Below are 23,254 nucleotides of genomic sequence, written 5' to 3'. Positions count from 1 at the left end.
GCCACCGGTGGATTGTCACGGTGTGAAACAGCAGCTGGGTAGACGGCTGATGTCACGCGATCCGGACCGCGATGTCGTCGAGTCCGGGCACCGCGGGGAAGCGTTCGAAGGTGGCCGGATCGTGCCCGGGAACGACCAGCTCCGGCGAGCCCGCCAGCGCACGGATCGTGTCGAAGGCGGCATACATTTCCGGAAGGTCGGTCAACAGCTTGGCCGGGCAGTCGTGCGTGACGTGGTACTGCAGATGGGCGGAGTCAGAGGCCAGCACGACAGTCCCCTTGGCCGATTCGACCGAGACGATCTGCGTTCCGGGAGTGTGTCCGCCGACCCGGTGCACCCGGACTCCGGGGACGATCTCCCGGTCCCCGTCGACGTAGTCCACCCGCCCCGCCAAGCCCAGTGCGACCAGCCGTTGGATGTCCTCCGTCTCGACCAGTCGACGGAACTCGGCGCGTGCGGCGAATCGGCCGGTCCAGAACGTCATCTCCCGCTCCTGCACCACGATGCGCGCCGTTGTGAACGGGCCGACGTCACCGACGTGGTCGTAGTGGAAGTGGGTGAGCAAGAGGTGGGACACGTCGGCCGGCTCCACCCCCAGCAAGCGAATTCCCTCCGACGGCTCGCGAAAGTGCGTCCGGTTCCGCTTCGCCGCCACCGTCGAGGTGAAGCCCGCGTCCACCACGATGTCACCGAAAACGGTGCGTACCAGCCATACAGCGAAGTCGAGATGGCCGGGCTGCTCGTGAAGCTCTGGTGGTGGGTTGAGGAAGTGCTGGGCTTGGCTGCCCGCCTTCACTTCGCCGAACTTGACCGCGAAGACCTGGTGGTCGTGCATGGAGTCTGGTTCCTCCCTCGCCTTGTGCGCCGCCTCACTGTCGCGTATGTTCTGTCGACTGTCAACAGTTGAACGGGCGCGTGCGGTGTCGCGCAGTCAATCGCAGTCCACGATCTGACCAGGGACAGTACCCGCGTCTCACAGCTGGCACCAGACCTTGCCGCGCCCGATACCTGGGGCACATGGCTCGGTCCGGCGCTCGCCCTCATAGCCGTTGACAGTGACGGTGAGGAGAATCACAATGTTGCATGCAATTGTCGCCTCCACCGTGATCAGCGAGAGGGGAGCGGAGGTACAAGCAGCGCAAAGGGTGGACCCTGACGTTGAGACAGTTGCATGCACCATCGTCGAGCCCACCCCCGCTCACTGCCGCCGCCACCGCCACGGAAGCCGCGCCGCCCGCCCAAGCGCCCGGTCGGTTTCACAGCGCCCTGGGTCTGTGGTCATCGGCACCGATGCCCACCCGATTGACTTCACGTGAGGATCCGACAACCCCATGACTGTTCATCCGACAAGCTCCCGTCCCGGGACACTGTGGAGGCTGACCGCGATCGGCCTCGTAGCTCTAGCCCTTCTGGCCGTCGGCTGTTCCGGGGGTACGGCAGCCCCAGCGGGCGAGAAGGTCCTGCGGCTCGGCATGCCCGCCCCCGCGGTCAACCAAGATCCGGCCAAAGCGGTGACCGACTCGTTATGGGTGACCGAACTCGCCTACGATCCGCTCATCTTCCGGGCCTCCGACGGCAAACTTCAGCCTCGCCTGGCCGAGTCGTGGTCGTACATCGGCAACAACAACACGCTCTTCGAAATCAAGCTCCGAGCCGGCGTCCAGTTCAGTGACGGCACACCGCTGAACGCGGACGTGGTCAAGCGCAACTTCGAGTACTACGCCGAGACGTCGTCGGCGGCTTCGAAGATCAAGATGTTTTCGCAGCTCGAGGTCGTGAACGACCTGACGCTGCGCATCCACCTCTCCGAACCCCACCCGGCGATGCCCGAGCTGTTCACCCAAGCGAAGTTCGTCGGCGATCTGGCCAGCGGCGACGCCCTCGCGAAGCCGGACCTCATGACGACGCGGACGTTCGGCGCCGGACCGTACGTCCTGGATCCCAACGCGACCGTTCCCAAGGACACCTACACGTTCGTTCGCAACACGCGCTACTGGCAGCCGGAGGCGATCCACTACGACAAGGTCGTCGTCAAGGTGATCGCGAACGCGAACACCGCCCTGGCGGCGCTGAAAACCGGCCAGATCGACGCCATCCAGGGCGACTTCACCACCGCCAACGCGGCGAAGGAAGCCGGTCTGCAGGTCGCCAGCACACCACGGCAGTGGTTCGGCGTCATCATCGGCGACGCCAATGGCACGCTGGTGCCGGCGCTGAAAGACGTGCGGGTCCGCCAGGCCCTCAACTACGCGGTGAACCGGGAGAAGATCGCCAAGGGTCTGCTGGGCGACAACGGCGCTCCGACCGAGCAGATCGTCATGCCCGGCCAGTCGGGCCACAACGCTGCCAACTACTACACCTATGACCCGGCCAAGGCCAAGGACCTGCTGCGTGAGGCGGGCTACCCGGACGGCTTCACGATGCCGGTGACGACTCAGAACAAGCGTGGTCTGGGCCTGGTGGTTCAGGCGATGGTCGACGATTGGAAGGCCGTCGGCGTCACCGTCGACCTGAAGACCGAAGCCAACGACGGTACCTACAGCGAGGCCCAGACCGCGGCGAAGTTGCCGGTCTTCGGGGTGTCGTTCGGTAGTGATGGCGAGATCCACAACCTCGGTACGACGCTCTTCCAGAACTCCAAGACCTTCAACCCGTTCGGCATCTCCGACCCCGCGGTGGACAAGCTGCGCAGTGACGCCGCGGCGATCCCCACCGTCGAGGGCCGGGAAGCCCTGTATCAGCAGTTGGTGCGCCGCCTGGTGGAGACCGGCCGCTACGTGCCCGTCGTCGCGGTCCCGATCTACTACTACGCCAACGATTCCGTCCAGGGCCTGGCCGTGTCTCCGAGCGCGCAGCAAGCGAACCCGGTCGACTTCATGCCCGCCAAGTAGGCACACGCGAAGCTGAGTGTGTGGAAGGACTGCGTGTGACAAAGCTGATTGCCCGGCGTCTGGCCATCTCGGTGCCGCTGCTGTTCGTAGTGCCGTTCCTGACATTCGTGATGGCGACGCTGGCGCCGGGCGATCCGGCTCGCACAATCCTCGGGGACGACTTCACGCCCGAGGCGTACCAGGCGCTCCGTGCGGAGCTGGGCCTCGACAAGTCATTGTTCGCGCAGTACGCGGACTGGCTGCGCGGAGTCGTCCAAGGAGACCTCGGTACCTCACCGGTCACCGGGCTCTCCGTATCCAGCGAGATCCTCAGCCGGGTCGGCGTGACCGCGTCGTTGGTCCTTCTCACGACTGTGGTCGCGACTCTGATCGGGGTCGGGTTGGGAGTCGTCAGCGCCCTGCGCGCCGGCTGGCTGGCGAAGGCGGTCGACGTCATCTCGCTCGTAGGCTTCTCCTTCCCGAGCTTCTGGGTGGGCCTGGTCCTGGTCGCGTTCTTCGCCGTCAAGCTCGGCTGGTTCCCGGCCACCGGCTTCGTACCGATCGACATCTCCGCCCGGGCGTGGGCGCTGGCTCTCGCCCTGCCCGTCACCGCCCTCGCCGTCCACGCGATCGCGATGGTGGCCAAACAGACCCGTGACGCCATGCTCGACACTCTCAGCCGCGACTACATCCTGTCCCTGCGCGCCCGCGGGATCTCCGAGCGGTCGATCATCTTCCGGCACGCGCTCCGCAACGCCGCCATCCCGGTCTCCACCGTGATCGGTCTGGTGTTCATCAGCCTGCTCGACGGGACGGTTCTCGTTGAGAGCGTCTTCGCCATGCCGGGGTTGGGGGGACTGGTCGTCGACGCCACCCAACGACACGAGATACCGGCCATCCAAGGCATCGTGCTGACCTTCACCGTGGTAGTGGTGCTGATCAATCTCCTCGTCGATGTCCTGTACGGATGGCTCAATCCGAAGGCCCGAGTCTCATGACCTACGCCCTGACTCCCGATACGAACAGCGCCAGGCCTCAGCGCGTACGCTTCCTGCGGTCGTTGAGACGCCACCCGTTGGGCGCTCTCGCCCTGGGCCTGCTGCTGCTGTTGACGGCCAGCGCGATCCTGGCTGACATCCTCGCCCCTTACGACCCGACCGCGACGGACCTCGCCAACTCCCTGTCCGGACCGACTGGTGCCCACCTGCTGGGTACGGATTCCCTGGGCCGCGACCTCCTCAGCCGCCTGCTGTTCGGCGCGCGGGTATCGCTGACCGGCACCGCCCAAGCGGTCGCGACCCTCCTCGTCGTCGGTGTACCGATCGGCGTGTTGGCCGGCTATCTCGGCGGATGGGTGGACCGGGTCGCCGGGGGGATCATCGACATCCTGCTCGCCGTTCCCGGCATCGTGATGCTGCTTGTCATCATCGCCATCTTCGGCAACAACGAGTTCGTCGCGATGATCGCGCTAGGTGTGCTGGGCGCTCCGGGAATGGCCCGGGTCGTGCGGGGATCGACCATCGCGGTACGCAACGAGCTCTACATCAAGGCGGCCCGCGTGTCCGGGCTGACGACGCGCCACGTGCTCGTGAACCACATCCTTCCCCGGGTCTCCGGGCCCATCGTCGTGCGGGCCTCGTTGTTCGCCGGCACCGCCCTCCTCGTGGAGACCGGCCTCGGGTTCCTCGGATTCGGCGCCCAGCCGCCGGATCCGAGCTGGGGCAACATGGTCGCGGACGCGTCCCAGTTCGTGGCGATCGCGCCGTGGATGCTGGTGCCGGCCGGAGCGACCATCGCCGTGTCGATTCTGTCCTTCGGGCTCCTGGGCGACGCGATCCGTGACTCGACGGCCGCGCGCTCACGGGGCGCCGACCGGGTCAGGCGGAGAGCTGCCGGGAACCCGGGCGACACCCGGGCCCAATCCCCGGCCGAGACGCCGGACGACACCGACGGCGCCCTGCTGCGCGTTCGCGGCCTCACCATCTCCGTACCGGCCGCGACCGGCCAGACGGACATCATCTCGGACGTCACGCTCGAGATCCGCGCGGGTGAAACCGTTGGCCTGGTGGGGGAGTCGGGCTGTGGCAAGTCGATGACCGGCCGCGCGATCCTAGGCCTGCTACCCCAACCGGCAGGCGTGACCGACGGCCGGATCCAGTTCGACGGTCAGGACGTCACGAAGCTCGGCCCTCGCCAGCTGCAACGGCTTCGAGGCTCGCAGATCGCTCTGATCTCCCAGGAGCCGATCGCCAGTCTCGACCCCGTCTTCACTGTGGGGCATCAGTTGAAGGAGGTGCTGCGACGCCACCAACCCGGCAGCCGGGGGGAGATCAACCGCGCCGCCGTCGCTCTGTTCACCGACGTGAACTTGGGCGAGCCGGAGCGGGTCATGCGCAGCTACCCGCATCAGCTCTCGGGCGGGATGGCGCAGCGGGTCGCCATCGCCATGGCCCTGGCCGGTCGGCCCAGGTTGCTCGTGGCCGACGAACCGACGACAGCGTTGGACGTGACCGTGCAGGCCGAGATCCTCGGCCTGCTGCAGCGGCTGCAGCGGCAGACCGGTATGGCCGTGCTGATCATCAGCCACGACTGGGGAGTCATCGCCGACGTGTGCGAGCGGGCGTATGTCATGTACGCCGGGCAGATCGTCGAGCAGGCGCCGGTCCTCGACCTGTTCGACGCGCCACGACACCCGTACTCGGCCGGCCTGCTCGGATGCATGCCAGGTCGTGCGGCGAGGGGTGACCTGCTTCCCGCGATCGGCGGTCGGGTGCCTCAGCCCGGATTGTGGCCCACAGGCTGCCACTTCAGTCCCCGCTGCCCCATCGCCCAGGACGACTGCAGACAGAATCCGGTCGCGCTGAACACGACTGCGGCCGGCCACGCGTCCCGTTGCCTCTATCCCTTGCTCGTCGAAGAGAAGGTCTTCTCCAACGATGCCCGCTGAACCATTGCTCACGGTGACCGACCTGTCGGTCGAGTTCGAGTCCACCGACCGCCGGAGGGGACGGCAGCGGTTCCGGGCGGTTGACGGAGTGAGCCTGCGGCTCGAGCGGGGGGAGACCCTCGGGTTGGTCGGCGAATCGGGCTCGGGAAAGTCGACGATCGGAAACGCGGTGCTCGGGCTGGTGGCGGCCCAACCGGGCAGCCGGATCGTATTCGACGGCGAGGACATCACGCATGCGCCGCCGAAGCGGAGGCGGGCGCTCGGCTCCCGGATCCAGGTGGTGTTCCAGGATCCGTACAGCTCGCTGAACCCCTCCCGCACGATCGGGCAGACGCTCGGCGAGCCGTTGCGGGCCACCGGTGTCGACAGGCGGGAGACGCAGAGCAGGGTCGCCGAGGTGCTCACCAAGGTGGACATGGCCCCGGACGTGGCGAGCCGTTACCCTTCGCAGTTCTCGGGCGGTCAACGCCAGCGGATCGCGATCGCGCGGGCGCTGATCCGCAATCCGCAACTCGTCATCCTCGACGAGCCGACCAGCGCGCTGGATCTCTCCGTTCAGGCACAGATCCTGAACCTGCTCATCGCGCTACGCCGCGATTCACACCTCGCCTACCTGTTCATTTCCCACGACATCGACGTGGTCAGGTTCTTCTCCAGCCGGATGGCGGTCCTGCGGCACGGCAAGATCGTGGAACAGGGCGCCGTCGATGCTGTCATCGAGCGGCCGCAAGAGTCCTACACCCGCGAGCTGCTCGCCGCCGTCCCGGTGGCGGACCCTCGCGAGCAGCGCCGGCGCCGGGAATCACGGGCATCCTTGGTGACGGATTCCCGTTAGTCGTGGTGCGAGTCGCCACCGCGGACGGGCCGGCGAGGACGAGGGCTTGGGACCATCAACGCCTTGATACGGGCTTCCCTGGCCTTCCTCATGTGCTCGGTCACGGCGTCCTGGGCCAGATCCGGCTCGCCCGACGCGATCGCCTCGATGATCGCTTGATGCTCCTCCAGGTTCTTGCGGACCCGGTCGGGATCGGCGTAGGTGCTGACTCCCGAGCGGCGGACCATGTTCTCCACCTGGTCTAGGAACCGTACGAGGTAGGCGTTGGCCGTCGCACGGCGGATGACCCGGTGAAACTCCAGGTTGAGCTTGTTGCCCTCAACGGTGTCGCCGCTCTCGGCGCACTTGGCCGCGGATCGCTGGATCTGCAGCAGCCGGTCGAGCAGGCCGTCCGGCGGCCGGGACGTCACCGTGAACACGGCCAAGCCTTCGAGGGCACTACGGATGAGGTAGATCGAGAAAACGTCGTCGATCGTCATGGGCTGGACGACGGACCCGCGATTGGCGATACGACTCACGAGGTGCTCGTCGGCGAGGCGCCGCAACGACTCGCGCACGGGCGTGCGACTGACCGCGAGCGCATTCGCCAAATCCTCTTCGCGCAACCAGGTCGACGGTGAAATGACGCCGTCGAGAATGGCCTCACGCAGCGCGTCCGTCACCGCATCCGTGGTGGAGCCGCGCTTGCTCTGGTGCAGGTACTGCCGCACCGACTCCGCGATGAGAGGCCACGTGCTGTCGTCCGCCCGATCCGTCGACAGATAACTCGGATCGCTTTCGGTGGTCACCCGCGCCGCGCTTCACTATGGGACTGCACCGACCCACGATATCAAGAGAATCCAGTTCGTATCCAACCAGCATCCAATCGCATCGGCGCGACGATCACGCCAGGTCATCCCGGTCCGCGTCTCGTCGCCGCGACGCGAGAACGGCCCTCAGGAACGCGACCAATGCCACGGGCTGGTCGAGCATCAGGTGATGGCCGGCCAGCGGAATGGACAGCGACGTCGTGGCCTCACCCAGACGCTGCGCCATGGCGGCCGCCCGGGACTCGCTGAGCAAACCGTTCTCCGCCGCGACCAGCCACACCGGGACGAGCGCGGCCCGCAGGTCCTCGAGGTGCAGTTCGTCGCGCAGAAAGATCCGACGGTCGGTCTTCCAGGTCCAACCGCCGTCGACGTAGCGCACCGACGCCGCCGCGATGTGCTGGACGATCGATGGGATCTGGTTTCCGTGCCGGTCGGCGGGCGTCGTTCGGAACGCGGCCGCGGCCTGCTCTTTGGTGGCGAACGTCCGGCCGGTGGACGTGGCCCGGCGGCGCAGGCGCTGGAGTTCGGTCGGACCACGCCGGCGGGCCGTCACGTCGAGGACGACGAGGCCGTCCAGGCGAGCGTGTCCCCGCAGCCCGGCCAGCAGGGATACGAGACCGCCCATACTGTGACCGACCAGGATGGGTTTGGACGGTGTGCGGGCGAAACGGTCGACCACCGCCAGGACCTCGTCCGCCCACCGTGACAAATTGTAGCCGTCCGATCGCCATTCGCTGTCGCCGTGTCCGGACAGGTCGACGGCCACGACGTGGCGCTCGGCGGCCAGCCACGGTGCGATGTGGTCCCACCAGTGCGAGTTGGCCGCGCCGCCGTGGACCAGGACAAGTCCCGGCCGCCCGGGCGTACCCCATTCCCGGGCGTGAACCTTGATGCCGTCGCACTCGAGCCACGTCGACGTCGCCGGCCGCGACAGCCCGGCCCGCAGCCACGCCGACAGGTCGGTGAACGACTCCGGCGCGGGCGAGGCCGGCGACTCAGCCATGCCGACGCTCGCGCAGGACGACCACGGCCGAGCCGGGGCACGTCGATGCCCCGCCGGCGTTGTGAATGTCGAGATCCAGCCGGACGACGAGATCTCCGTCCGTCCACCGGGCATCGGTCACCACACCGATGACGGTGAGCACGTCGCCCTTCTGGTTGACCGACCGGTACCGGCACTCGAGTTCGGTGACGATCGCGTCGTCGCCGAATGCGGCGTGCAGCGCGTTGTGCAGATAGGCCAAGCGGAGGTTGCCCATGCCGAACGCACCCTGGTCGTTGCCCGCGGACCGGGCCGCCTCATCATCCATGTGGATGTCGATGAACTCGTCATTGACGGCCGCGTACCGGTTCCAATTCATGCTATCGGTCCGCCGGGTCCACGGTGGCAGAGGTGTTCCGGCCCGGATGTCGGAGGCCGCGAGCATGTCGGCCGGGCGGCTCGTGGAGCTGTTCACGACGCGTACCGCAGGAGCGTTCCGGTCCGGAGCCGGACCAGCTCGTGCCCTTGGTTCACCCACTCCTCTTCCGTCGACACGAACCGGGTGTCGCCGAGCCGGGTGACGCGGCTGCGCACGCCGGCCAGCCGCGACCGCGTCGAGATGACGTCCCCCGGCCGGATCGGTGCGCCGTAGCGGTCAGCCTGTCCACCGTTCATGACATGGGGATGGCGCGGAAAGTCCGACCTGGCGGCGCCATCCGGGGCGGGCGGGGTGGTGAGCAGCCAGGCGAACGGGTTGAAGTCGCGAGGGGCGATGATGCCGGCCCACCGGGTCGTCGCCGCGTACTCCTCGTCGACGTAGAGCGCCGGCGGCCGCTCGGGCCAGTACGTGGCGATCGCCCAACGCCGGATGTCCGTCGCGGTGACGGGCGGCGAGGGGGTGAGCTTGGTCCACTGTGGACTATCTGTCATCTTTCCCGTCACCCTTCGGCGGCATTCGGCGTGATCGCGACATCGGTGTCGGTCTCGACGGCGCCCAGGTCGATGAGCTCGGCGATGTCCGCCGCCGACAGCCCGGTCCAGGACTGGACGACCCGGACCGTGTCCTGGCCGAGCGCGGGCGCTGGAGCCGTCGGCGCCACTTCGCCGTCGATGCGCCAGGGCGCGCCCACGACGATCTGCGGCCCCAGCGTCGGATGGTCGAGCTCGCGCAGCAGCCCTCGCTCACGCACGTGCTCGTCGTGCAGGATGTCGTCGCCACCGAACACTTTCGTCGCGGGCACATCCACGGCGTGCAGCGCGGCGACGACCTCCGTCACATCCCGGGCTGAGGTCCACGTGGCGATGCCGGACTCCGCCGCTCGCCGCTCGTCCTCGCTGACCGCCGCCGACAGGTCCAGGCCCAGCACGGCGCTGATCCGGTCGCGATCCCGGGCGTCGCGAGCGGCGATGGCGACCCACTCGTCGTCGCCCTCACATGGGAAGACGCCGTAGGGCCACAGGTCATAGAGCCCGTTGCCCGCGCGCCAGGGCACGCGGCCCACGAGCTGGTACTCGACCACGGAGTCGCCGACCAGGCCGGTGATCGCCTGCTGGGCCGAGACGTCCACCGCCGTTCCCGCTCCGCCGCGTCGGCGGGCGAGCAGTGCGGCCAGGGCACCCACCGCGGCCACCGTGCCGGTGCGGAGGTCGACGGAGTCGCGGACCTCCACCGCGGGACCATCGGCGTAGCCAGTCAGATGGCCCAGACCACCCATGGAATTGAAGATCGACGCGTAGCCGGCGTAGCCGGGATCCGTCCCGCCGCGGCCGGCGCTGGAGATGCACACGACGACCACGTCGGGGTTGGCGCCCTTGAGATCGTCGTAGGTGAGGTTGAGCCGTTCGAGCACGCCCGGCCGGAAGTTCGACACGATCAGGTCGGCACCCACCGCGAGGCGGTGCAGGAGGGCACGCCCCTGCGGGACCCGAAGGTTGATTCCCACGCTCTGTTTGTTCAGGTTGACCGAGTTGAATCGAGCGGATCTGTTCAGGCCGGCCTCGTCATTGTCGGGCATCTGCCGGAACAGGTCAGGCTGTGCGCTCGACTCGACCTTCACGACCTCGGCGCCGAGCATGGACAGCAGCTCGGTGGTGTACGGTCCCGCGGCGACCCAGGTGAGGTCGAGGACGCGGATGCCGGTGAGGGGATCGCGGGCGGGTAGGCCCCGGCCACCTCGCGCGGACGGTTGACGTGGCAGCTCAAGCGCCACCGACCAGATCCGAGGCGGTCCACCCACCTGCGCGCTCTCCGTCGTCGCCGGCGCGGGCGGCCAACCCGCGGGGCCCGGCAGGGCCCGGCCGCCGAAGGTGTAGCCAGGGCGTGGCACCACGAGGCTCAGCCCGGCCGCGGTCACCTCGCTCAAGTCGCCGCGTTTTGCGGCATGCTCCAAGGTGAGCAGAGCCGGCGCGTCGGAGTAGTAGCCAATCGGCGTCCCGAGCGGGGCCAACTGGTCATAGATGTCGCGGGCGCGCCGAGTGGCGCACCAGGTGCGGATGATCTCGTCCAGCGCCGCCGCGTTCGTCTCCCGGGCGCCCCGGGTGGCGAAGCGTGGATCGTCGACGAGGTCGGGGCGGCCGATACCGGTCGCGAGGCTGGCCCAGAAAGCGTCCTGGGTCGGCCGTACGGTGATGTACCCGTCGAGGCAGGGAAAGATCCCGCCGTAGTCGTAGCCGCGGTCGGCCCGGTTGGCCCGGATGCCCTGGTTCAGCTGACGGTCGATGGTGACCCGGCCGAGCGAGATCGCGACGTCCTGCTTGGAGACGTCGGCGAAGGCACCGACGCCGGTCTCGAGCCGTCGCATGGTGAGGGCCAGGGCCAGGAAGGCTCCGACGTTGCCGGCGTCGTAGTCGGTCAGGTGCCGTCCCGCCTTCACCGGTGGCCGATCCGGGAACAGCTCGTAGCTCAATCCTCCCGGCAGCAGAAGACCCTCCCCGCCCGCATGGAACACGTCCAGCTCGGTGCCGGGGCGGCCGGCCCCCGGGCCGCTGAAGCCGTAGGGGCGGATGGACACATAGACCACGCCGTAGTCATGAGCGAGCTTGTGCGGGGACAGGCCACGGTCCTCGAGTTCCTGCGCACTGGCTGAGCCGATCATGATGTCGGTCGCCGCGAGGAGTGCGGGCACGGTCGGGTCGGCGGGGTCGTGGAGGTCGGCGACGACGGTCCGCTTGCCGGTGTTGGTGTAGATGAAGACCGCACTGTCGGGGGCGGTACCCGTGGGGCCGAAGCCTCGCACCCAGTCCCCGCCCGGCGGCTCCACCTTCACCACGTCCGCCCCGAACTCGCCGAGAACCTTGGCGCTGTACGCGACAGCGATGTCACCTGAGAGTTCCAGGACCCTCAGGCCGGCGAGGGCGGTGAAGCTGTCCATGGCGCATCCATCCCGGCGCGCGGCTGGGGGAAGCGGCGACGCCTTGATTTCTCGATCGGACTGGGGCGAGCCACGCGGTCGGAGCGGGTCTGCGTCCGCAGCATACAGGTTGCGTGCAATCGCGCCAATCTGGTGTGAGCATAAAACGCCTTGTGAGACCAGGGCTTTCGAATGGTCGTGCCTGAGGGATTGACACATCTAGGAATGGCTTACAAAGATGTTGCATGCAATCTCCATCCCGGCTCACGTGCGCCTGCCGTGCCCCGTACGAGATGAGGACTCCATGGGCTTGACCGCAGCTGACCTTCCCCCGATGGTCGAAGCGCTACGAGCACGTATCGGGCAGAAGTACGAACTCGAGCAGGTGAACCGGCTCATCACCTCGGACATCATCGCCCGGTACGCGCTCGGCGTCGGCGACGACAATCCGCTGTTCTGCGAACCCGAGTACGCGGCGTCGACGCCCTTCGGCCGGGTGATCGCACCACCGACGTTTCTCGCGACCGTGGCCAGGTCCAGGCCGCAGGGACTGCGCGGCGTACACGCCCTCTTCGCCGGCCTGCGGATCGAGTTCCAACGCCCCGTGTGCGAAGGCGACCGGTTGAAGTCCATCACCGCGCTGGACTCCCTGGAGGAGAAGCAAGGCAAGTACTCCGGAACGAGCTACATCCAGCAGAACGTGACGACGCACTCCAACGGCGACGAGCTTGTCGCCACGGCCACGAGTTACAGCTTCCGGACCCTGCGGGACGAAGCGCGGGAGCGGGGGAAGTACCAGGCGCTCACCCGCAAGACGTACTCCGCCGACGAGATCGCCGAGATCAAGCAGAAATACCTGGACGAGGTGAAGGCGCGGCGCGGCAGCGGCCTGCTCGACCTGAGCCAGGTCAAAGTCGGCGACGAGCTTCCCTCGCTCATCAAGGGTCCGCTCAGCGTCGCCGACGTGATCTGCTGGCTGAACGGTGTCGGCGCGGGCGTGTTCATCAAGTCCTCGCGGCAGTGGTACGAGTACCTCAACCGCCACCCCGCCGCCGGTATGGTCGACGAGTACGGAGTGCCGGATGCGCCGGAGTGCGTGCACTGGGACGAGCGGATCGCCAAGAAGATCGGCATGCCCGGACCGTACGACTACGGTTGGCAGCGCTGCGCCTGGCTCGGGCACCTCGTGACCGATTGGATCGGCGACCGCGCCTGGGTCCAGCAAATCAAGATCGAGCTGCGCGCGCCCAACTACGTCGGCGACCTCACCACCCTGACCGGTTCGGTCACCTCGGTCGACCCCGACGCCAAGTCGCTCACGGTACAGATGCAGGCCGTCGACCACCGTGGCCGCCTGACCGCCAAGGGTGAGGCGCGGGTCGTCACCGACGTTCCTCATCTCGGGGCGGCACATGTATAGGGAAGGAGCCGCGGCCGCCGGACCCGTGCGGGGTACGAAGGTTCTGGTGCTCGGGCGCGGCCTACCGATCGACTGTGCGTCGATGTTCCTCGCGGATGTGGGCGCGGACGTCGTGATGGTCGAGGATCCCGGTTCGGGCCCCGCCATCGACGAGGTGGACCCGGTGATCGACGGCCTGGGCTACCAACGCCTGGCGTTCTGCCGCAACAAACGATCGGTTGCCCTCAGGGCGAGCGATGCGGCGGAGCTGGAGGTCATCCATCGGCTCCTCGACTGGGCCGACGTGGTTCTCTACGACTCGGCGAATCCGATCGGCCGGAACTTGGCGGGAGTCCTCCGTCGGCTCGCCACCCACAGGCCCGAGCTCATCACCTGTGACGGCAGCACCTGGGGCAGCTTCGGGGAGCGGGCCGGCTGGGCCGGCAACGACCTGATGCTTCAGGCGAGCGCCGGGTGCATGGACCTCACCGGCGAGGCCGACGACCCGCCCACCCGGGCCGGCGCGTCCATCTTCGACTTCGTGTCCGGTACGTACGTCGCCATCGCTGTGCTGGCCGCCATTTTCCGCCGCCAGACGGCGGGCGCGGGTCAGCGGATCGAGGTGGCCGGGTACGACACCGCGGTCACGCTCCTGAGCAACATGGCCTCCGCCTACTTCGCCACGGGCGAGCACCGGTCGCGGCTGGGCACAGGCCACATTTCGATATTTCCGTACAACGCGTTCCGGACCTCCGACGGTGAGATCGTCATCGCGATCTTCACCCAGGCCTTCTGGTCGAAGTTCTGCGTCGGTATCGGGCGTCCGGATCTGCTGGAGAACCCGCGATACAAGACGATCCCCGATCGGATGCGGGCCAAGGACGAGCTTTCCGCCATTCTCGACGCGCTGTTTCTCCAGCGAACAACCGACGAGTGGAGCGCGATCCTGCAGGAGGCCGATGTGCCATACGGCCCCGTGCTACCGGTCGGCCGGGCCCTGTCCCTCGACCAGACCACCCACCGAGGTATGACGCCGACGATGGCTGGACTTTCCCGCCCGGTGAGGATGATCGGTTCACCGCTGCGGTTCCTGCTCTCCGACGGCTCGACCTACCACCCCGCGGCGCGGCGGGCGCCCCGCGTCGGTGAGCACGATCCAGCGAGCATCCTGTCGCCGTCGGATGCTCAACCCGAATCGAGCGGCCAATGAACCAGTCCCCACCCAACCTGCCGCTGTCGGGGATCCGGGTACTCGACTTCACCCGGATGTTTGCCGGACCTTGGTCGGCGGAGATCCTGAGCGATCTCGGAGCCACGGTCGTCAAGGTCGAGGAGCCGCGCATCGGTGACCCGACCCGACGCCACCGTCCACTCGTCGGCGACGAGAGCTCCTACTTCATGGCGGTCAACCGGGGCAAGAAGAGCCTCGCGATCGACGCTCGTACGGGGGAGGGCCGCGAGGTTCTCCGCACCGCGATCCGCGCGGCCGACGTTCTGGTGGAGAATTTCCGACCGGGGGTGATGCGACGCCTCGGACTTGAGTATGAGACGGCCAAGAAGATCAAACCCGATCTCGTGTACTGCTCACTGTCGGGGTTCGGCGCGACCGGCCCGATGCGGGAACGGATCTCGTTCGACATCGTCAACCAGGCATTCGCCGGACTGATCGACGTCACCGGGCACCCGGGCAATCGCGCGTCCCGGATCGGCGTACCGATCGGGGACCTGTCGGGCGGCCTCTACATGTCGATCGCCGTCCTCGCCGGTCTCGTCAACCGCGACACCACCGGCCTTGGCTGTTGGATCGACCTGGGATTGCACGACACGCTCATCACCTTGCTGGCCGACGTCGGTCAGCGGCACCTCCTCAACGCCGAGCCGGTGTCCCGGGTGGGCAACCTCCACCACGCGGTCGCGCCGTACGGATGCTTCCCGACACGCGACGGATGGATCGTGCTCTCCGCGTACGCGCCGGCGGACTGGGACCGGCTGGTCGAGGCACTGGGTCTGGCCCCGGACGACGTGAGTGCGTTCGGTTCGTTGCAGAGTCGGGTCACCAACCAGCAGGCCCTGCAGGAGCTGCTGGAAGGCCGGTTGCGCCAGGACTCCACCGAGGCCTGGCTGGCCCTGCTCAGAAGGCACGGCATCGGCTGCGACGAGGTTCTCGACATCCGCCAGGTCCTGGAGTCGACCACGCTGGCGTCACGGGATCTGGTGTACGAGGCGAAGGGCGGAGACCGGGACGCATTCCGCCTGCTCGCCTCACCGATAATCCTCGACGGTACGCGGTTGGGCACCGGGTCGGTCGCTCCGCGCCTGGGCGAGCACACGGTCGAGGTACTGACGGAGCTCGGATACTCACCCGACCAGGTGCGGGTCCTGACCGACGCGGGAACCGTCAAGGTGGGCCCGTGACCACCCGGACCGCAACGTCCCTTCAGGCCAAGCCGGCTCCGACGCCCACCCCGGAGACGGCCGAGTACTGGCAGGCCGCCGCCCGCGGGGAGTTGCGCCTGCCCTACTGCGGCGTGTGCGAGCAGTACGTCTTCTATCCACGGGCTGCCTGCCCGACCTGCTGGTCCACGGAACTGACCTGGACGACGATGTCCGGACGTGGACGACTTCACTCGTATCTGATCAGCCATATCGCCGCACCGGGCTTCGAGGAGGACGTCCCGTATGCCATCGCGATCGTTGAACTGGAGGAGGGACCCCGCCTCATGAGCTCGGTTCGGGGGATCGCCCAGACCCCGGAGGCGCTGGTGCTCGACATGCCACTCGTCGTCGACTTCGAACCGCGTGGGGACGTCATGCTTCCGGTCTTTCGACCGGGGCCGGTCGACGACCGTGGCTAGGCCCGCGGGCGGAGCCATCGTCGGCGCCGCGGAGACGACGAAGCTGGGCGTGATCAAAGATCAGTCGGCTCTCGAACTGCACGCGGAGGCGGCGCGGCTGGCCGTCGCGGACGCGGGACTGACCCTGAACGACATCGACGGACTGGCGACGGCGGGCCTTCCCGTCATCACCGTCAGCCATCACCTCGGGATGCGGCCGCGCTACCTGGACGGCACCTACATCGGCGGCGGATCGTTCCTGCTCCACCTTCGCCACGCCGTCGCGGCAATCCAATCCGGCCTGTGCGAGACCGTCCTCATCACCCACGGGGCCTCCAACCGTTCCCGCATCGGCCGTCCGCCCCGGATCACCGACCCGGCATCGCCGCCGGGCCAGTTTGAACAGCCCTACGGTGCGTTCACACCACCGACCCTGTTCCCGATCGGTGTGCTCCGGTACATGAAAAAGTACGGTCTGACCCACGAACAGTTGGCGTCGGTGGCGGTCGCTCAGCGGATGTGGGCCAGTAAGGTGCCGCGGGCGATGTTCCGCGACCCGATCACAGTCGACGACGTGCTCGCGTCCCGCATGGTGGCGTACCCCATGCACCTTCTCGAGTGTTGCCTCGTGACCGACGGCGGCGGCGCCGTCGTCGTGACGTCGGCGGACCGGGCCGGAGCTGGATCTTTCCCCAAGCCGCCGGTCTTCGTCCTCGGCGCCGGCGAGGCGTGTGAAACCTCGATGGTCTCGACGATGCGCGACCTGACGACATCGCGCGCGTTCGTCGACGCGTCCACGGCGGCGTTCGCCGAAGCGCGCCTGGGGCCACCCGATGTCAACCACCTCATGGTCTACGACGCCTTCGCCCACCTGCCGGTCTACGCCCTCGAGGACTGCGGTTTCGTGGAACGGGGCCAAGCCGGGGCATTCATCGCCGATGGTCACACGCGGCCCGGGGGAACCTTGCCGATGAACACCAACGGCGGCGGCCTGAGCTACACCCACACCGGGCTCTACGGGATTTTCCTCCTCCTGGAGGCGGTGCGTCAGGTTCGTGGCGAGGCCGCCGCCCAGGTCCCGAACGTCAACGTGAGCATGGTTCAGGGCGTTGGCGGCATGTTCGAGGCCGCCGGAACAGTAATCTTGGGGAGCCATGATGCCTACACCGGCTAGGACCGGGATTCCGGTTTACCGCTATCTCGCGCAACGCTTCTATCGCGAGGATGTCCGTGCGGTCTTCGTGCTGACCGGCGATGGCAACATGTACTGGGACGCCGTCCTGGCCGAGTACCCGGACGTACGGTCGATTCACGTCCGCCATGAGCACTGCGCGGTCTCGATGGCGCTGGCCTACGCCCAGAAATCGGGCCGCCTGGGCGTCGCCTCGGTGACGTGTGGACCTGGACTCACCCAAACAATGACCGCCCTCGCGACGGCCGCAGCCGCGCGGATACCCCTGCTCATGCTCGCGGGCGAAGGTCCGCTGCACTCGCCGTGGTACAACCAGGGGATCGACCAGGCGCCCCTCGTTCGGGCCACCGGCGCCGAGTATATCCAGGTCCACAGCCTGGCAACGTTGCCACGGCTGGTCACCCAGGCGTTCTATCTCGCCCGCGCCGAGCGTCGCCCGGTCGTCCTCGGCGTTCCGATGGACCTCCAACAGGAAATGATCGACATAGACGAGCACCCGGTCGGGGCCGAGGACGGCATCGGCCGACTGCCCGATGCCGGGTCGCGACTGCCGCATCCGGAGTACATCCGCCGAGCCGCCCAACGGGTCCGATCGGCGACCCGGATCGTCGTGTTGGCCGGGCGCGGAGCAACCGCCAAGGACGCGACCGATGCGTGCGTAGAGCTCGCCGAGCTCTGCGACGCGGCACTGGCCACGACCCTGCCTGTGCGTGGCCTCTTCGCCGGCCACCCACGAAGCATCGGCGTCGCCGGCGGCTTCTCCCACGCCGTGACACGCGAGGTGTTCGACCGCTGCGACCTGGTCATCGCCGTCGGTGCCAGCATGACGAGCTTCACGACGAACAGTGGACAGCTCATCGACCCGCAGCGGGTGCTGCAACTGGATGACAGTCCTGGTGGCCTCAGGCACGCACGGGCGGTCGCGAGCTCGCACGTGGGCGCGGACGCGGCGGCGGGTGTGCGGGCGCTGTTCGACGAACTCACCGGCCAAGGCTTCACCGGCGACGGAGGCTGGGATGTCGCTTCGTACGCATCGCGTGTCCGTGCCGAACCGGCCGACCGCACCGCCTACGACATCAAGGATGGATACCTTGACCCCCGATCGGTGATCGAGGTCTTCGACCGTCTCGTGCCACGCGACTGGGAACACGTCAACGCGGCTGGCCACTGCGGGTATTTCGCTACGCACATGCACGATGTGCCGGCGGCTCACTTCCTGACCATCAGGGAGTTCGGGGCTGTCGGAAACGGCATCAGCTACGCGGCCGGTGTCGCGATCGCCCGACCAGGATCACCGGTGATCCTGGTCGAAGGGGATGGCGGGGTCATGATGCATGTGCAGGAACTCGAGACACTGCAACGATACGGTCTCAAGATCCTGATCTGTGTTCTCAACGACGGTGCCTTCGGATCCGAGGTTCACAAACTCCGGGCGGCCGGCCTGGCCGATCGGGGGGCCACCTACGGACGCAACGACATCGCTCGGGTGGCCCGTGGCTTCGGACTGCGCGGTCTGACGATTCGCCAGATCGAGGACATACCTCCGGCCCTGGAAGAGTTCGCGTCAGGCAGCCAGTCGATGCTTCTGGACATTCTGGTCTCCGACTCAGTCATGTCACCCGGAATGAACCGACGCGTCGGCGGCATACTCCCAGCCCGCCGCGGAGCGATCGGATGACGTGCCGCCGCGAATAGGGGAGGTCAGAGCAAGCCGTGGTCGCGGGCGTAGACCGCCGCCTGGGTTCGGTCGCGTAGCCCGAGGCGGCCGAGAATCCTTGAGATGTGGTTCTTCACCGTGCCTTCGCTCAGGTAGAGCCGCCTGGCGATCTCGCGGTTCGTGGAGCCGGTGGCGACGAGCCGCAGCACCTCGACCTCCCGGCCGGTGAGCGAGTGCCCGGCCTGGTCGACGGGTGGTACGGCGGCGGTGCGGGTGAGCGCCGCGGCAAGACGCGCCGCCGCGGCCGGGTCGAACTGGACGACACCCGCGTGGGCCAGCCGGACGGCGTCGGCCAGTTCCCGGGACGGCCGGTCCTTGAGCAGGTATCCGCTCGCGCCCGCGCGCAGCGCCGCCACGACATACTCCTCGTCGTCGAACGTGGTGAGCATGACCACACGGCACGCCGGGGCCCGGCCGCGCAGGACGGAGACCGCCTCGATGCCGTCCATCGTGGGCATCCGTACGTCCATGAGGACGACATCCGGGGAGAGCGCGAGCACCAGCTCGACGGCGGCGCGGCCGTCGCCGGCCATGCCGACGACGGTGATGCCGGGCTGGATGTCGAGCAGGGACGCGATGCTCTCCCGGATGAGCTGCTGGTCGTCCACGACGAGGACACGGACCTGCTCGGTCACGACGCGGTCCGGCGAGGAATGGTGACGGTGAGCCTGGTGCCGGTCCCGGGTCCGGTGTCCACCTCGACGGAACCACCGGCGAGCTCGACCCGCTCCCGCATCCCGAGCAGGCCGAAGCCTTCCCGCTCCGGCGCGAAGCCCCGCCCGTCATCGGCCACGACCAGCCGCGCCCGCGACGGATCGCAATGGACGTTCACCGCCACGGTGGTGGCGTGGGCGTGCCGGCGGGCGTTGGTGAGTCCCTCCTGCGCGGCCCGGTAGATCGCCAGGAGCGCGGCGGAGTCGTGCCCGGTCTCGTCGCCGGTGCAGTCGAGGGTGACGTTCAGCCGCCCGTCGCCGGCCTCGCGGGTGAGGTCGGCGAGTGCCGACGACAGCCGGAAACGTTCGGTTTCCGCGCGCAGCGTGCGGACCGACTGGCGGACGTCCTCCAGCGCCCGCCGCGCCGACTGCTGCGCGTCGTCAAGGGCCCGCCGGGCGACCCCGGGATCCCGTTCGCTGAAGGCGGCGGCCTTCTCCAGCAGTACGGCGATCGCCGTGAGATGGTGACCGAGCCCGTCGTGGATATCGCGGGCCAGCCGGTTGCGTTCTGCGGTGGCGGACAGCTCCGAGACCCGGGCCGCGTACTCGCGCAGCTTGGCGTGGGACTCCTCCAACCGTACCCGGCCGCGCTGCTCCTGGACCGCGACCGCCGCCATGGCGATGGTCAGAACCAGACCGACGATGAACATCAGCAGGTCGGACACCTGCTCGACCTGGCGAGGCCAGTCCGGGACCGTCAGTTCGAAGGCGACCACCACGAAACCGACACAGACCACCCCGATCGCGATGGCGGCCGCGCGGCCGAACGCGAAGTACGCGGTGAACGGCAGCAGGAGGAACAGCACCCGGGACATTCCCGACCCATCCGCCGCGGCCACCAGCGCGTACAGGGCGAGACGGGCGGTCAGCAGCGCGACCGCCGAGCCGGGCGGCGTCCTGACCGGGTAACGGCGGCGCTCGACGTGGTCGAGCACGGCCAGCACGGCCAGGCCACCCGCGAACGGGACCAGGTGGGTGCCGCCGAGGCCGATGATGCTCGCGTAGCCGCCCGCGACCAGCACCACGCCGTAGAGCAGGGGCGACAGCCACGGCACCGGGCGCAAAGAGGGCACGCTCGCAGGCTACGGCAGGCAGCGATGATCGATCGATAGCCCGATCGGCACGTGCCGGTCGGCACCCCGGCACCGGGTAATCATGGCCGCAGGTACCCCTGGTCGGCACTTATCCGGCCTGCTCCGCGCTCCTACCGTCGCCACCATGACTTTCCTGCTTCGTTTCGGCGCCGTCTGCGGCTTGCTCTCCGGCCTGTTCATCGCCCTCCCCGGGGCGGTCGAGGCGTTCACGGGCGAGACCGCGGTCACCAGCTTCGTCCTCGGCGTGTCACCCGCGCTCGCGGTGCCGTTGCTCACCGCCCTGCACATAGGCCAGATGCACGCCGCCGGCGCACTCGGCTCGATCGGGTACGCCGTCAACCTCATCGGGCTCGGCCTGTTCGGCGGTGCCGCGTACGCCCTGAACCTCGTCCTCTACTATCTCGGCGAAACCGTGGCGGACGACCTCGCCGCCCCCACGAGGGCCGCGCTGCTCGGCAGCGCCCTGGTGTTCACGGCCGGCACGGTGCTCTTCACGATCGCCATGGTCCGTGCCCGCGTCTATCCCCGCATCCCGGTGTGGATCTATGGCATCGCCCTGCCCGTGTTCGCCATCGCGGCCCGGCTCCCCGACACCCCGCTGACCAGCGCCCTGCACGTGGTCGTCGGAGCCACGCTGGCGTGGCTGGCCACGGCCATATGGCGCCGTGCTCGTGCTGCCTATGGCACCCCAAGGACGGGCTGACGCAGACGGCCGTCGTCCGTTTCGCACCTGGGCCCTATGCTCCGAGTGGTCCATGGAGGAGGAGGGAGTTGGCCGTGGTTGAGCAGCGTCAGGCCCAGCGGCGCGTCAGGGTGCCGAAGGGCGTTCGCCCCACCGGCGAGGATCATCGGGCGACGCCCTTCGAGCTGTTCTTCGACCTGGTCTACGTCTTCGCGGTCACGCAGGTCACCGGCTACATGGCGGAGGAGCACAGCGCTCACGGCGTCCTGCAGGGGCTGCTGATGCTGGCCCTGCTGTGGGGGACCTGGTCGGGCTACACCTGGCTGGGAAACCATTCGCGAGCCGATGAGGGGTTCGTGCGGGCGGGGATGGTCGTCGCGATGGCGGCGATGTTCGTGGTCGCCTTGACCATTCCCGAGGCGTGGCGCGACGGACCCGGGGGCCTGGACGGCCCTCTCGTGCTGGTGTGCGCCTACCTGCTGGTCCGCTGCGTGCACCTCGCGGTGTACGCCGTGGCCGCCACCGGTGACACCGGGCTGCGGCACCAGATCGTGATCACCTGGCTGCCGATGACGGCGGGCGCGGCTCTGCTGGTGTCCGGGGCGCTGCTGGGTGGCTGGACCCAGACGCTGCTGTTCACCGTGGCCCTCCTGGTGGACTGGCTCGGCATCTACCTCACCGCCAGACGCGGCGGCTGGCGGCTGCACAGCCCGGCCCACCTGACCGAACGGCACGGCCTGTTCATCATCCTGGCCATCGGCGAATCGGTCGTCGCCATCGGTGTCGGCGCCGCCGACCGTCCCATCAGCACGCCGCTGCTGCTCGCGGCCATTCTCGGCGTCGCGGTCGCCGTTTGCCTGTGGTGGCTGTACTTCGACGTGGTGTCACTCGCCGCCGAGCACCGGCTCGTCGAGGCACGAGGCCGAGCCAGGGTCAACCTGGCAGTCGAGGCGTACACGTACGGGCATTTCCCCGTCGTCGCCGGCATCGTCCTGGCCGCCCTCGGCGTCGAGGGCGTGCTGGCACACGCCAGCGAGGGCAAACCGTTAGGCGCCTTCTACGCGCTTCCGCTCTTCGGCGGCCTCGCCCTGTACCTGGCCGGCCACCTGCTGTTCGAGCGCCGCATGCACGGCGCGCTGAGCCTTCCGCGGCTGGTAACGACCTGCGTGTTGCTCGCCGCCATGCCGGCCGCCGTCGTCCTCCCACCACTTGCCGCGCTGACCGGCTCGGTGGCCGTCCTGACCGCCCTCATCGTCATCGAGACCACGCGCAACGCGCAGGTCCGACGTAGCCTCCGCGGCACACTGCGACATGACGAACAGCAGTGACCGCCTGATCCGCTCCCAGGTCGAAGGAGTTCTCACCTTGTGAGACTGAGGGCGATGAGCGGGTTGTGGAAGTCGTCGCGTGCCCAGCGGGTACCTTCGGCGATGTCGGTGAAGTTCAGCAGGCGTAGCGCGCCGATCGCGTAGCTACGCATGGCGGCGTGCCGATCGTGTAGCTACGCATGGCCGGCCAGGATCGACCCTTCACGCGCTGTCTCAGGATCGGAGAACTCCCTCAACCCCCTGGGTTCCCGGCCTGGGTGGGTGGCGCTCTCGTGCCGGTCCGGTTCAGCGTCGGAACCGTCCGGCGAAGCGGCTTCTCTTGCCGTGGTAGAGGAGGGTCCAGGTGCCGTCGTGGTTGCGGCGGGTGCGGTAGCGGTCGGGGTGGGTTGCTTTGTCGCGGTTGTGCCAGGTGCAGGCGGGGGCGAGTTGGTCGAGGTCGGTGGTGCCGCCGTCGGCCCAGCCTTGGACGTGGTCGATTTCGGCCATGTCGGCGGGGATGGGG

21 protein-coding genes are annotated in these 23,254 nt (G+C 68.2%); 12 read left to right on the top strand and 9 right to left on the bottom strand.

The window, feature by feature from the left end; genetic code table 11:
• Positions 1-52 precede the first annotated feature (52 nt).
• On the bottom strand, positions 53-835 hold the full coding sequence (locus Amac_RS09465) for an N-acyl homoserine lactonase family protein (protein WP_155353946.1): 783 nt from the start codon (positions 833-835) through the stop codon (positions 53-55).
• A gap of 496 nt (positions 836-1,331) precedes the next feature.
• Here Amac_RS09465 and Amac_RS09460 point away from each other — a divergent pair, with 496 nt between their 5' ends.
• From Amac_RS09460 to Amac_RS09445, 4 genes are read left to right on the top strand one after another with little or no spacing between them, the layout of a single operon-like run.
• Positions 1,332-2,891 carry an ABC transporter substrate-binding protein gene (locus Amac_RS09460; protein ID WP_155353945.1) on the top strand — a complete coding sequence of 520 codons (1,560 nt, stop codon included), beginning with the start codon at positions 1,332-1,334 and terminating at the stop codon, positions 2,889-2,891.
• Positions 2,892-2,926: 35 nt separating this feature from the next.
• On the top strand, positions 2,927-3,868 hold the full coding sequence (locus Amac_RS09455; protein ID WP_155353944.1) for an ABC transporter permease: 942 nt from the start codon (positions 2,927-2,929) through the stop codon (positions 3,866-3,868).
• Positions 3,838-5,817, top strand: coding sequence for a dipeptide/oligopeptide/nickel ABC transporter permease/ATP-binding protein (locus Amac_RS09450; RefSeq protein ID WP_155353943.1), 1,980 nt, complete (start codon positions 3,838-3,840; stop codon positions 5,815-5,817). Before Amac_RS09455 ends, Amac_RS09450 begins: the two co-directional genes overlap by 31 nt.
• Positions 5,807-6,652 (top strand): ATP-binding cassette domain-containing protein, encoded by an 846-nt coding sequence (locus tag Amac_RS09445; RefSeq protein WP_155353942.1) that lies wholly within the window; start codon positions 5,807-5,809, stop codon positions 6,650-6,652. The genes Amac_RS09450 and Amac_RS09445 overlap by 11 nt, the downstream gene beginning before the upstream one ends.
• Here the strand turns inward: Amac_RS09445 and Amac_RS09440 are convergent.
• The 5 genes from Amac_RS09440 to Amac_RS09420 form a co-directional block, all read right to left on the bottom strand.
• Positions 6,649-7,440 carry a GntR family transcriptional regulator gene (locus Amac_RS09440; protein WP_218040967.1) on the bottom strand — a complete coding sequence of 264 codons (792 nt, stop codon included), beginning with the start codon at positions 7,438-7,440 and terminating at the stop codon, positions 6,649-6,651. The genes Amac_RS09445 and Amac_RS09440 overlap by 4 nt on opposite strands.
• 94 nt (positions 7,441-7,534) lie before the next feature.
• Entirely contained in the window at positions 7,535-8,464 is a 930-nt protein-coding gene (locus Amac_RS09435; protein WP_170322401.1) for an alpha/beta fold hydrolase, read from the bottom strand.
• Positions 8,457-8,918: a hotdog family protein gene (locus Amac_RS09430; RefSeq protein WP_218040966.1), complete on the bottom strand. Its 462-nt coding sequence runs from the start codon at positions 8,916-8,918 to the stop codon at positions 8,457-8,459. The genes Amac_RS09435 and Amac_RS09430 overlap by 8 nt, the downstream gene beginning before the upstream one ends.
• Positions 8,915-9,373: an FAS1-like dehydratase domain-containing protein gene (locus Amac_RS09425; RefSeq protein WP_155353940.1), complete on the bottom strand. Its 459-nt coding sequence runs from the start codon at positions 9,371-9,373 to the stop codon at positions 8,915-8,917. The genes Amac_RS09430 and Amac_RS09425 overlap by 4 nt, the downstream gene beginning before the upstream one ends.
• A gap of 8 nt (positions 9,374-9,381) precedes the next feature.
• Positions 9,382-11,814, bottom strand: a complete 2,433-nt coding sequence (locus Amac_RS09420) for a CaiB/BaiF CoA-transferase family protein (protein ID WP_170322400.1) — start codon at positions 11,812-11,814, stop codon at positions 9,382-9,384.
• A gap of 283 nt (positions 11,815-12,097) precedes the next feature.
• Between Amac_RS09420 and Amac_RS09415 the strand changes: the two genes are divergently transcribed.
• Genes Amac_RS09415 through Amac_RS09390 form a run of 6 tightly spaced genes read left to right on the top strand, consistent with a single transcriptional unit; the run spans position 12,098 to position 18,896 of the window.
• Positions 12,098-13,213 carry an FAS1-like dehydratase domain-containing protein gene (locus Amac_RS09415; protein WP_170322399.1) on the top strand — a complete coding sequence of 372 codons (1,116 nt, stop codon included), beginning with the start codon at positions 12,098-12,100 and terminating at the stop codon, positions 13,211-13,213.
• The gene (locus Amac_RS09410; protein WP_155353937.1) at positions 13,206-14,402 is read left to right on the top strand and encodes a CaiB/BaiF CoA transferase family protein; all 1,197 of its coding nucleotides are present in this window, start codon (positions 13,206-13,208) and stop codon (positions 14,400-14,402) included. The genes Amac_RS09415 and Amac_RS09410 overlap by 8 nt, the downstream gene beginning before the upstream one ends.
• Positions 14,399-15,607: a CaiB/BaiF CoA transferase family protein gene (locus Amac_RS09405; protein ID WP_155353936.1), complete on the top strand. Its 1,209-nt coding sequence runs from the start codon at positions 14,399-14,401 to the stop codon at positions 15,605-15,607. Before Amac_RS09410 ends, Amac_RS09405 begins: the two co-directional genes overlap by 4 nt.
• Positions 15,604-16,047, top strand: a complete 444-nt coding sequence (locus tag Amac_RS09400) for a Zn-ribbon domain-containing OB-fold protein (RefSeq protein ID WP_155353935.1) — start codon at positions 15,604-15,606, stop codon at positions 16,045-16,047. Before Amac_RS09405 ends, Amac_RS09400 begins: the two co-directional genes overlap by 4 nt.
• A complete protein-coding gene (locus Amac_RS09395) occupies positions 16,040-17,200 on the top strand; it encodes a thiolase C-terminal domain-containing protein (RefSeq protein WP_155353934.1) in 1,161 nt (386 codons plus the stop codon). Before Amac_RS09400 ends, Amac_RS09395 begins: the two co-directional genes overlap by 8 nt.
• A complete protein-coding gene (locus Amac_RS09390; protein ID WP_307729714.1) occupies positions 17,181-18,896 on the top strand; it encodes a thiamine pyrophosphate-binding protein in 1,716 nt (571 codons plus the stop codon). Before Amac_RS09395 ends, Amac_RS09390 begins: the two co-directional genes overlap by 20 nt.
• 23 nt (positions 18,897-18,919) lie before the next feature.
• Here the strand turns inward: Amac_RS09390 and Amac_RS09385 are convergent, their stop codons facing one another.
• Both Amac_RS09385 and Amac_RS09380 read right to left on the bottom strand, forming a co-directional pair.
• The gene (locus tag Amac_RS09385; RefSeq protein WP_155353933.1) at positions 18,920-19,570 is read right to left on the bottom strand and encodes a response regulator; all 651 of its coding nucleotides are present in this window, start codon (positions 19,568-19,570) and stop codon (positions 18,920-18,922) included.
• Positions 19,567-20,721, bottom strand: a complete 1,155-nt coding sequence (locus tag Amac_RS09380; RefSeq protein WP_218040965.1) for a sensor histidine kinase — start codon at positions 20,719-20,721, stop codon at positions 19,567-19,569. Before Amac_RS09380 ends, Amac_RS09385 begins: the two co-directional genes overlap by 4 nt.
• A 145-nt stretch (positions 20,722-20,866) precedes the next feature.
• On the opposite strand from Amac_RS09380, the gene Amac_RS09375 reads away from it, so the two are divergent.
• Both Amac_RS09375 and Amac_RS09370 read left to right on the top strand, forming a co-directional pair.
• Positions 20,867-21,445, top strand: a complete 579-nt coding sequence (locus Amac_RS09375; RefSeq protein WP_155353932.1) for a hypothetical protein — start codon at positions 20,867-20,869, stop codon at positions 21,443-21,445.
• Positions 21,446-21,519: 74 nt separating this feature from the next.
• Positions 21,520-22,752, top strand: coding sequence for a low temperature requirement protein A (locus Amac_RS09370; protein ID WP_246268203.1), 1,233 nt, complete (start codon positions 21,520-21,522; stop codon positions 22,750-22,752).
• 285 nt (positions 22,753-23,037) lie between these two features.
• Here the strand turns inward: Amac_RS09370 and Amac_RS09365 are convergent.
• Positions 23,038-23,254, bottom strand: a 217-nt coding sequence (locus tag Amac_RS09365; RefSeq protein WP_170322398.1) for an HNH endonuclease, incomplete at its 5' end; no start/stop codon positions are given.

The organism is Acrocarpospora macrocephala (assembly GCF_009687865.1).
GTDB lineage: Bacteria > Actinomycetota > Actinomycetes > Streptosporangiales > Streptosporangiaceae > Acrocarpospora > Acrocarpospora macrocephala.
The sequence above is the reverse complement of the archived record's forward strand: the minus strand, read 5'-3'. Positions and strand labels throughout refer to the sequence as shown.

Coding starts and splice junctions, on each gene's coding strand:
- Amac_RS09465 (WP_155353946.1), bottom strand. CDS start 835: ATGCACGACCACCAGGTCTTCGCGGTCAAGTTCGGCGAAGTGAAGGCG.
- Amac_RS09460 (WP_155353945.1), top strand. CDS start 1,332: ATGACTGTTCATCCGACAAGCTCCCGTCCCGGGACACTGTGGAGGCTG.
- Amac_RS09450 (WP_155353943.1), top strand. CDS start 3,838: ATGGCTCAATCCGAAGGCCCGAGTCTCATGACCTACGCCCTGACTCCC.
- Amac_RS09445 (WP_155353942.1), top strand. CDS start 5,807: ATGCCCGCTGAACCATTGCTCACGGTGACCGACCTGTCGGTCGAGTTC.
- Amac_RS09435 (WP_170322401.1), bottom strand. CDS start 8,464: ATGGCTGAGTCGCCGGCCTCGCCCGCGCCGGAGTCGTTCACCGACCTG.
- Amac_RS09425 (WP_155353940.1), bottom strand. CDS start 9,373: ATGACAGATAGTCCACAGTGGACCAAGCTCACCCCCTCGCCGCCCGTC.
- Amac_RS09420 (WP_170322400.1), bottom strand. CDS start 11,814: ATGGACAGCTTCACCGCCCTCGCCGGCCTGAGGGTCCTGGAACTCTCA.
- Amac_RS09415 (WP_170322399.1), top strand. CDS start 12,098: ATGGGCTTGACCGCAGCTGACCTTCCCCCGATGGTCGAAGCGCTACGA.
- Amac_RS09410 (WP_155353937.1), top strand. CDS start 13,206: ATGTATAGGGAAGGAGCCGCGGCCGCCGGACCCGTGCGGGGTACGAAG.
- Amac_RS09405 (WP_155353936.1), top strand. CDS start 14,399: ATGAACCAGTCCCCACCCAACCTGCCGCTGTCGGGGATCCGGGTACTC.
- Amac_RS09390 (WP_307729714.1), top strand. CDS start 17,181: ATGATGCCTACACCGGCTAGGACCGGGATTCCGGTTTACCGCTATCTC.
- Amac_RS09375 (WP_155353932.1), top strand. CDS start 20,867: ATGACTTTCCTGCTTCGTTTCGGCGCCGTCTGCGGCTTGCTCTCCGGC.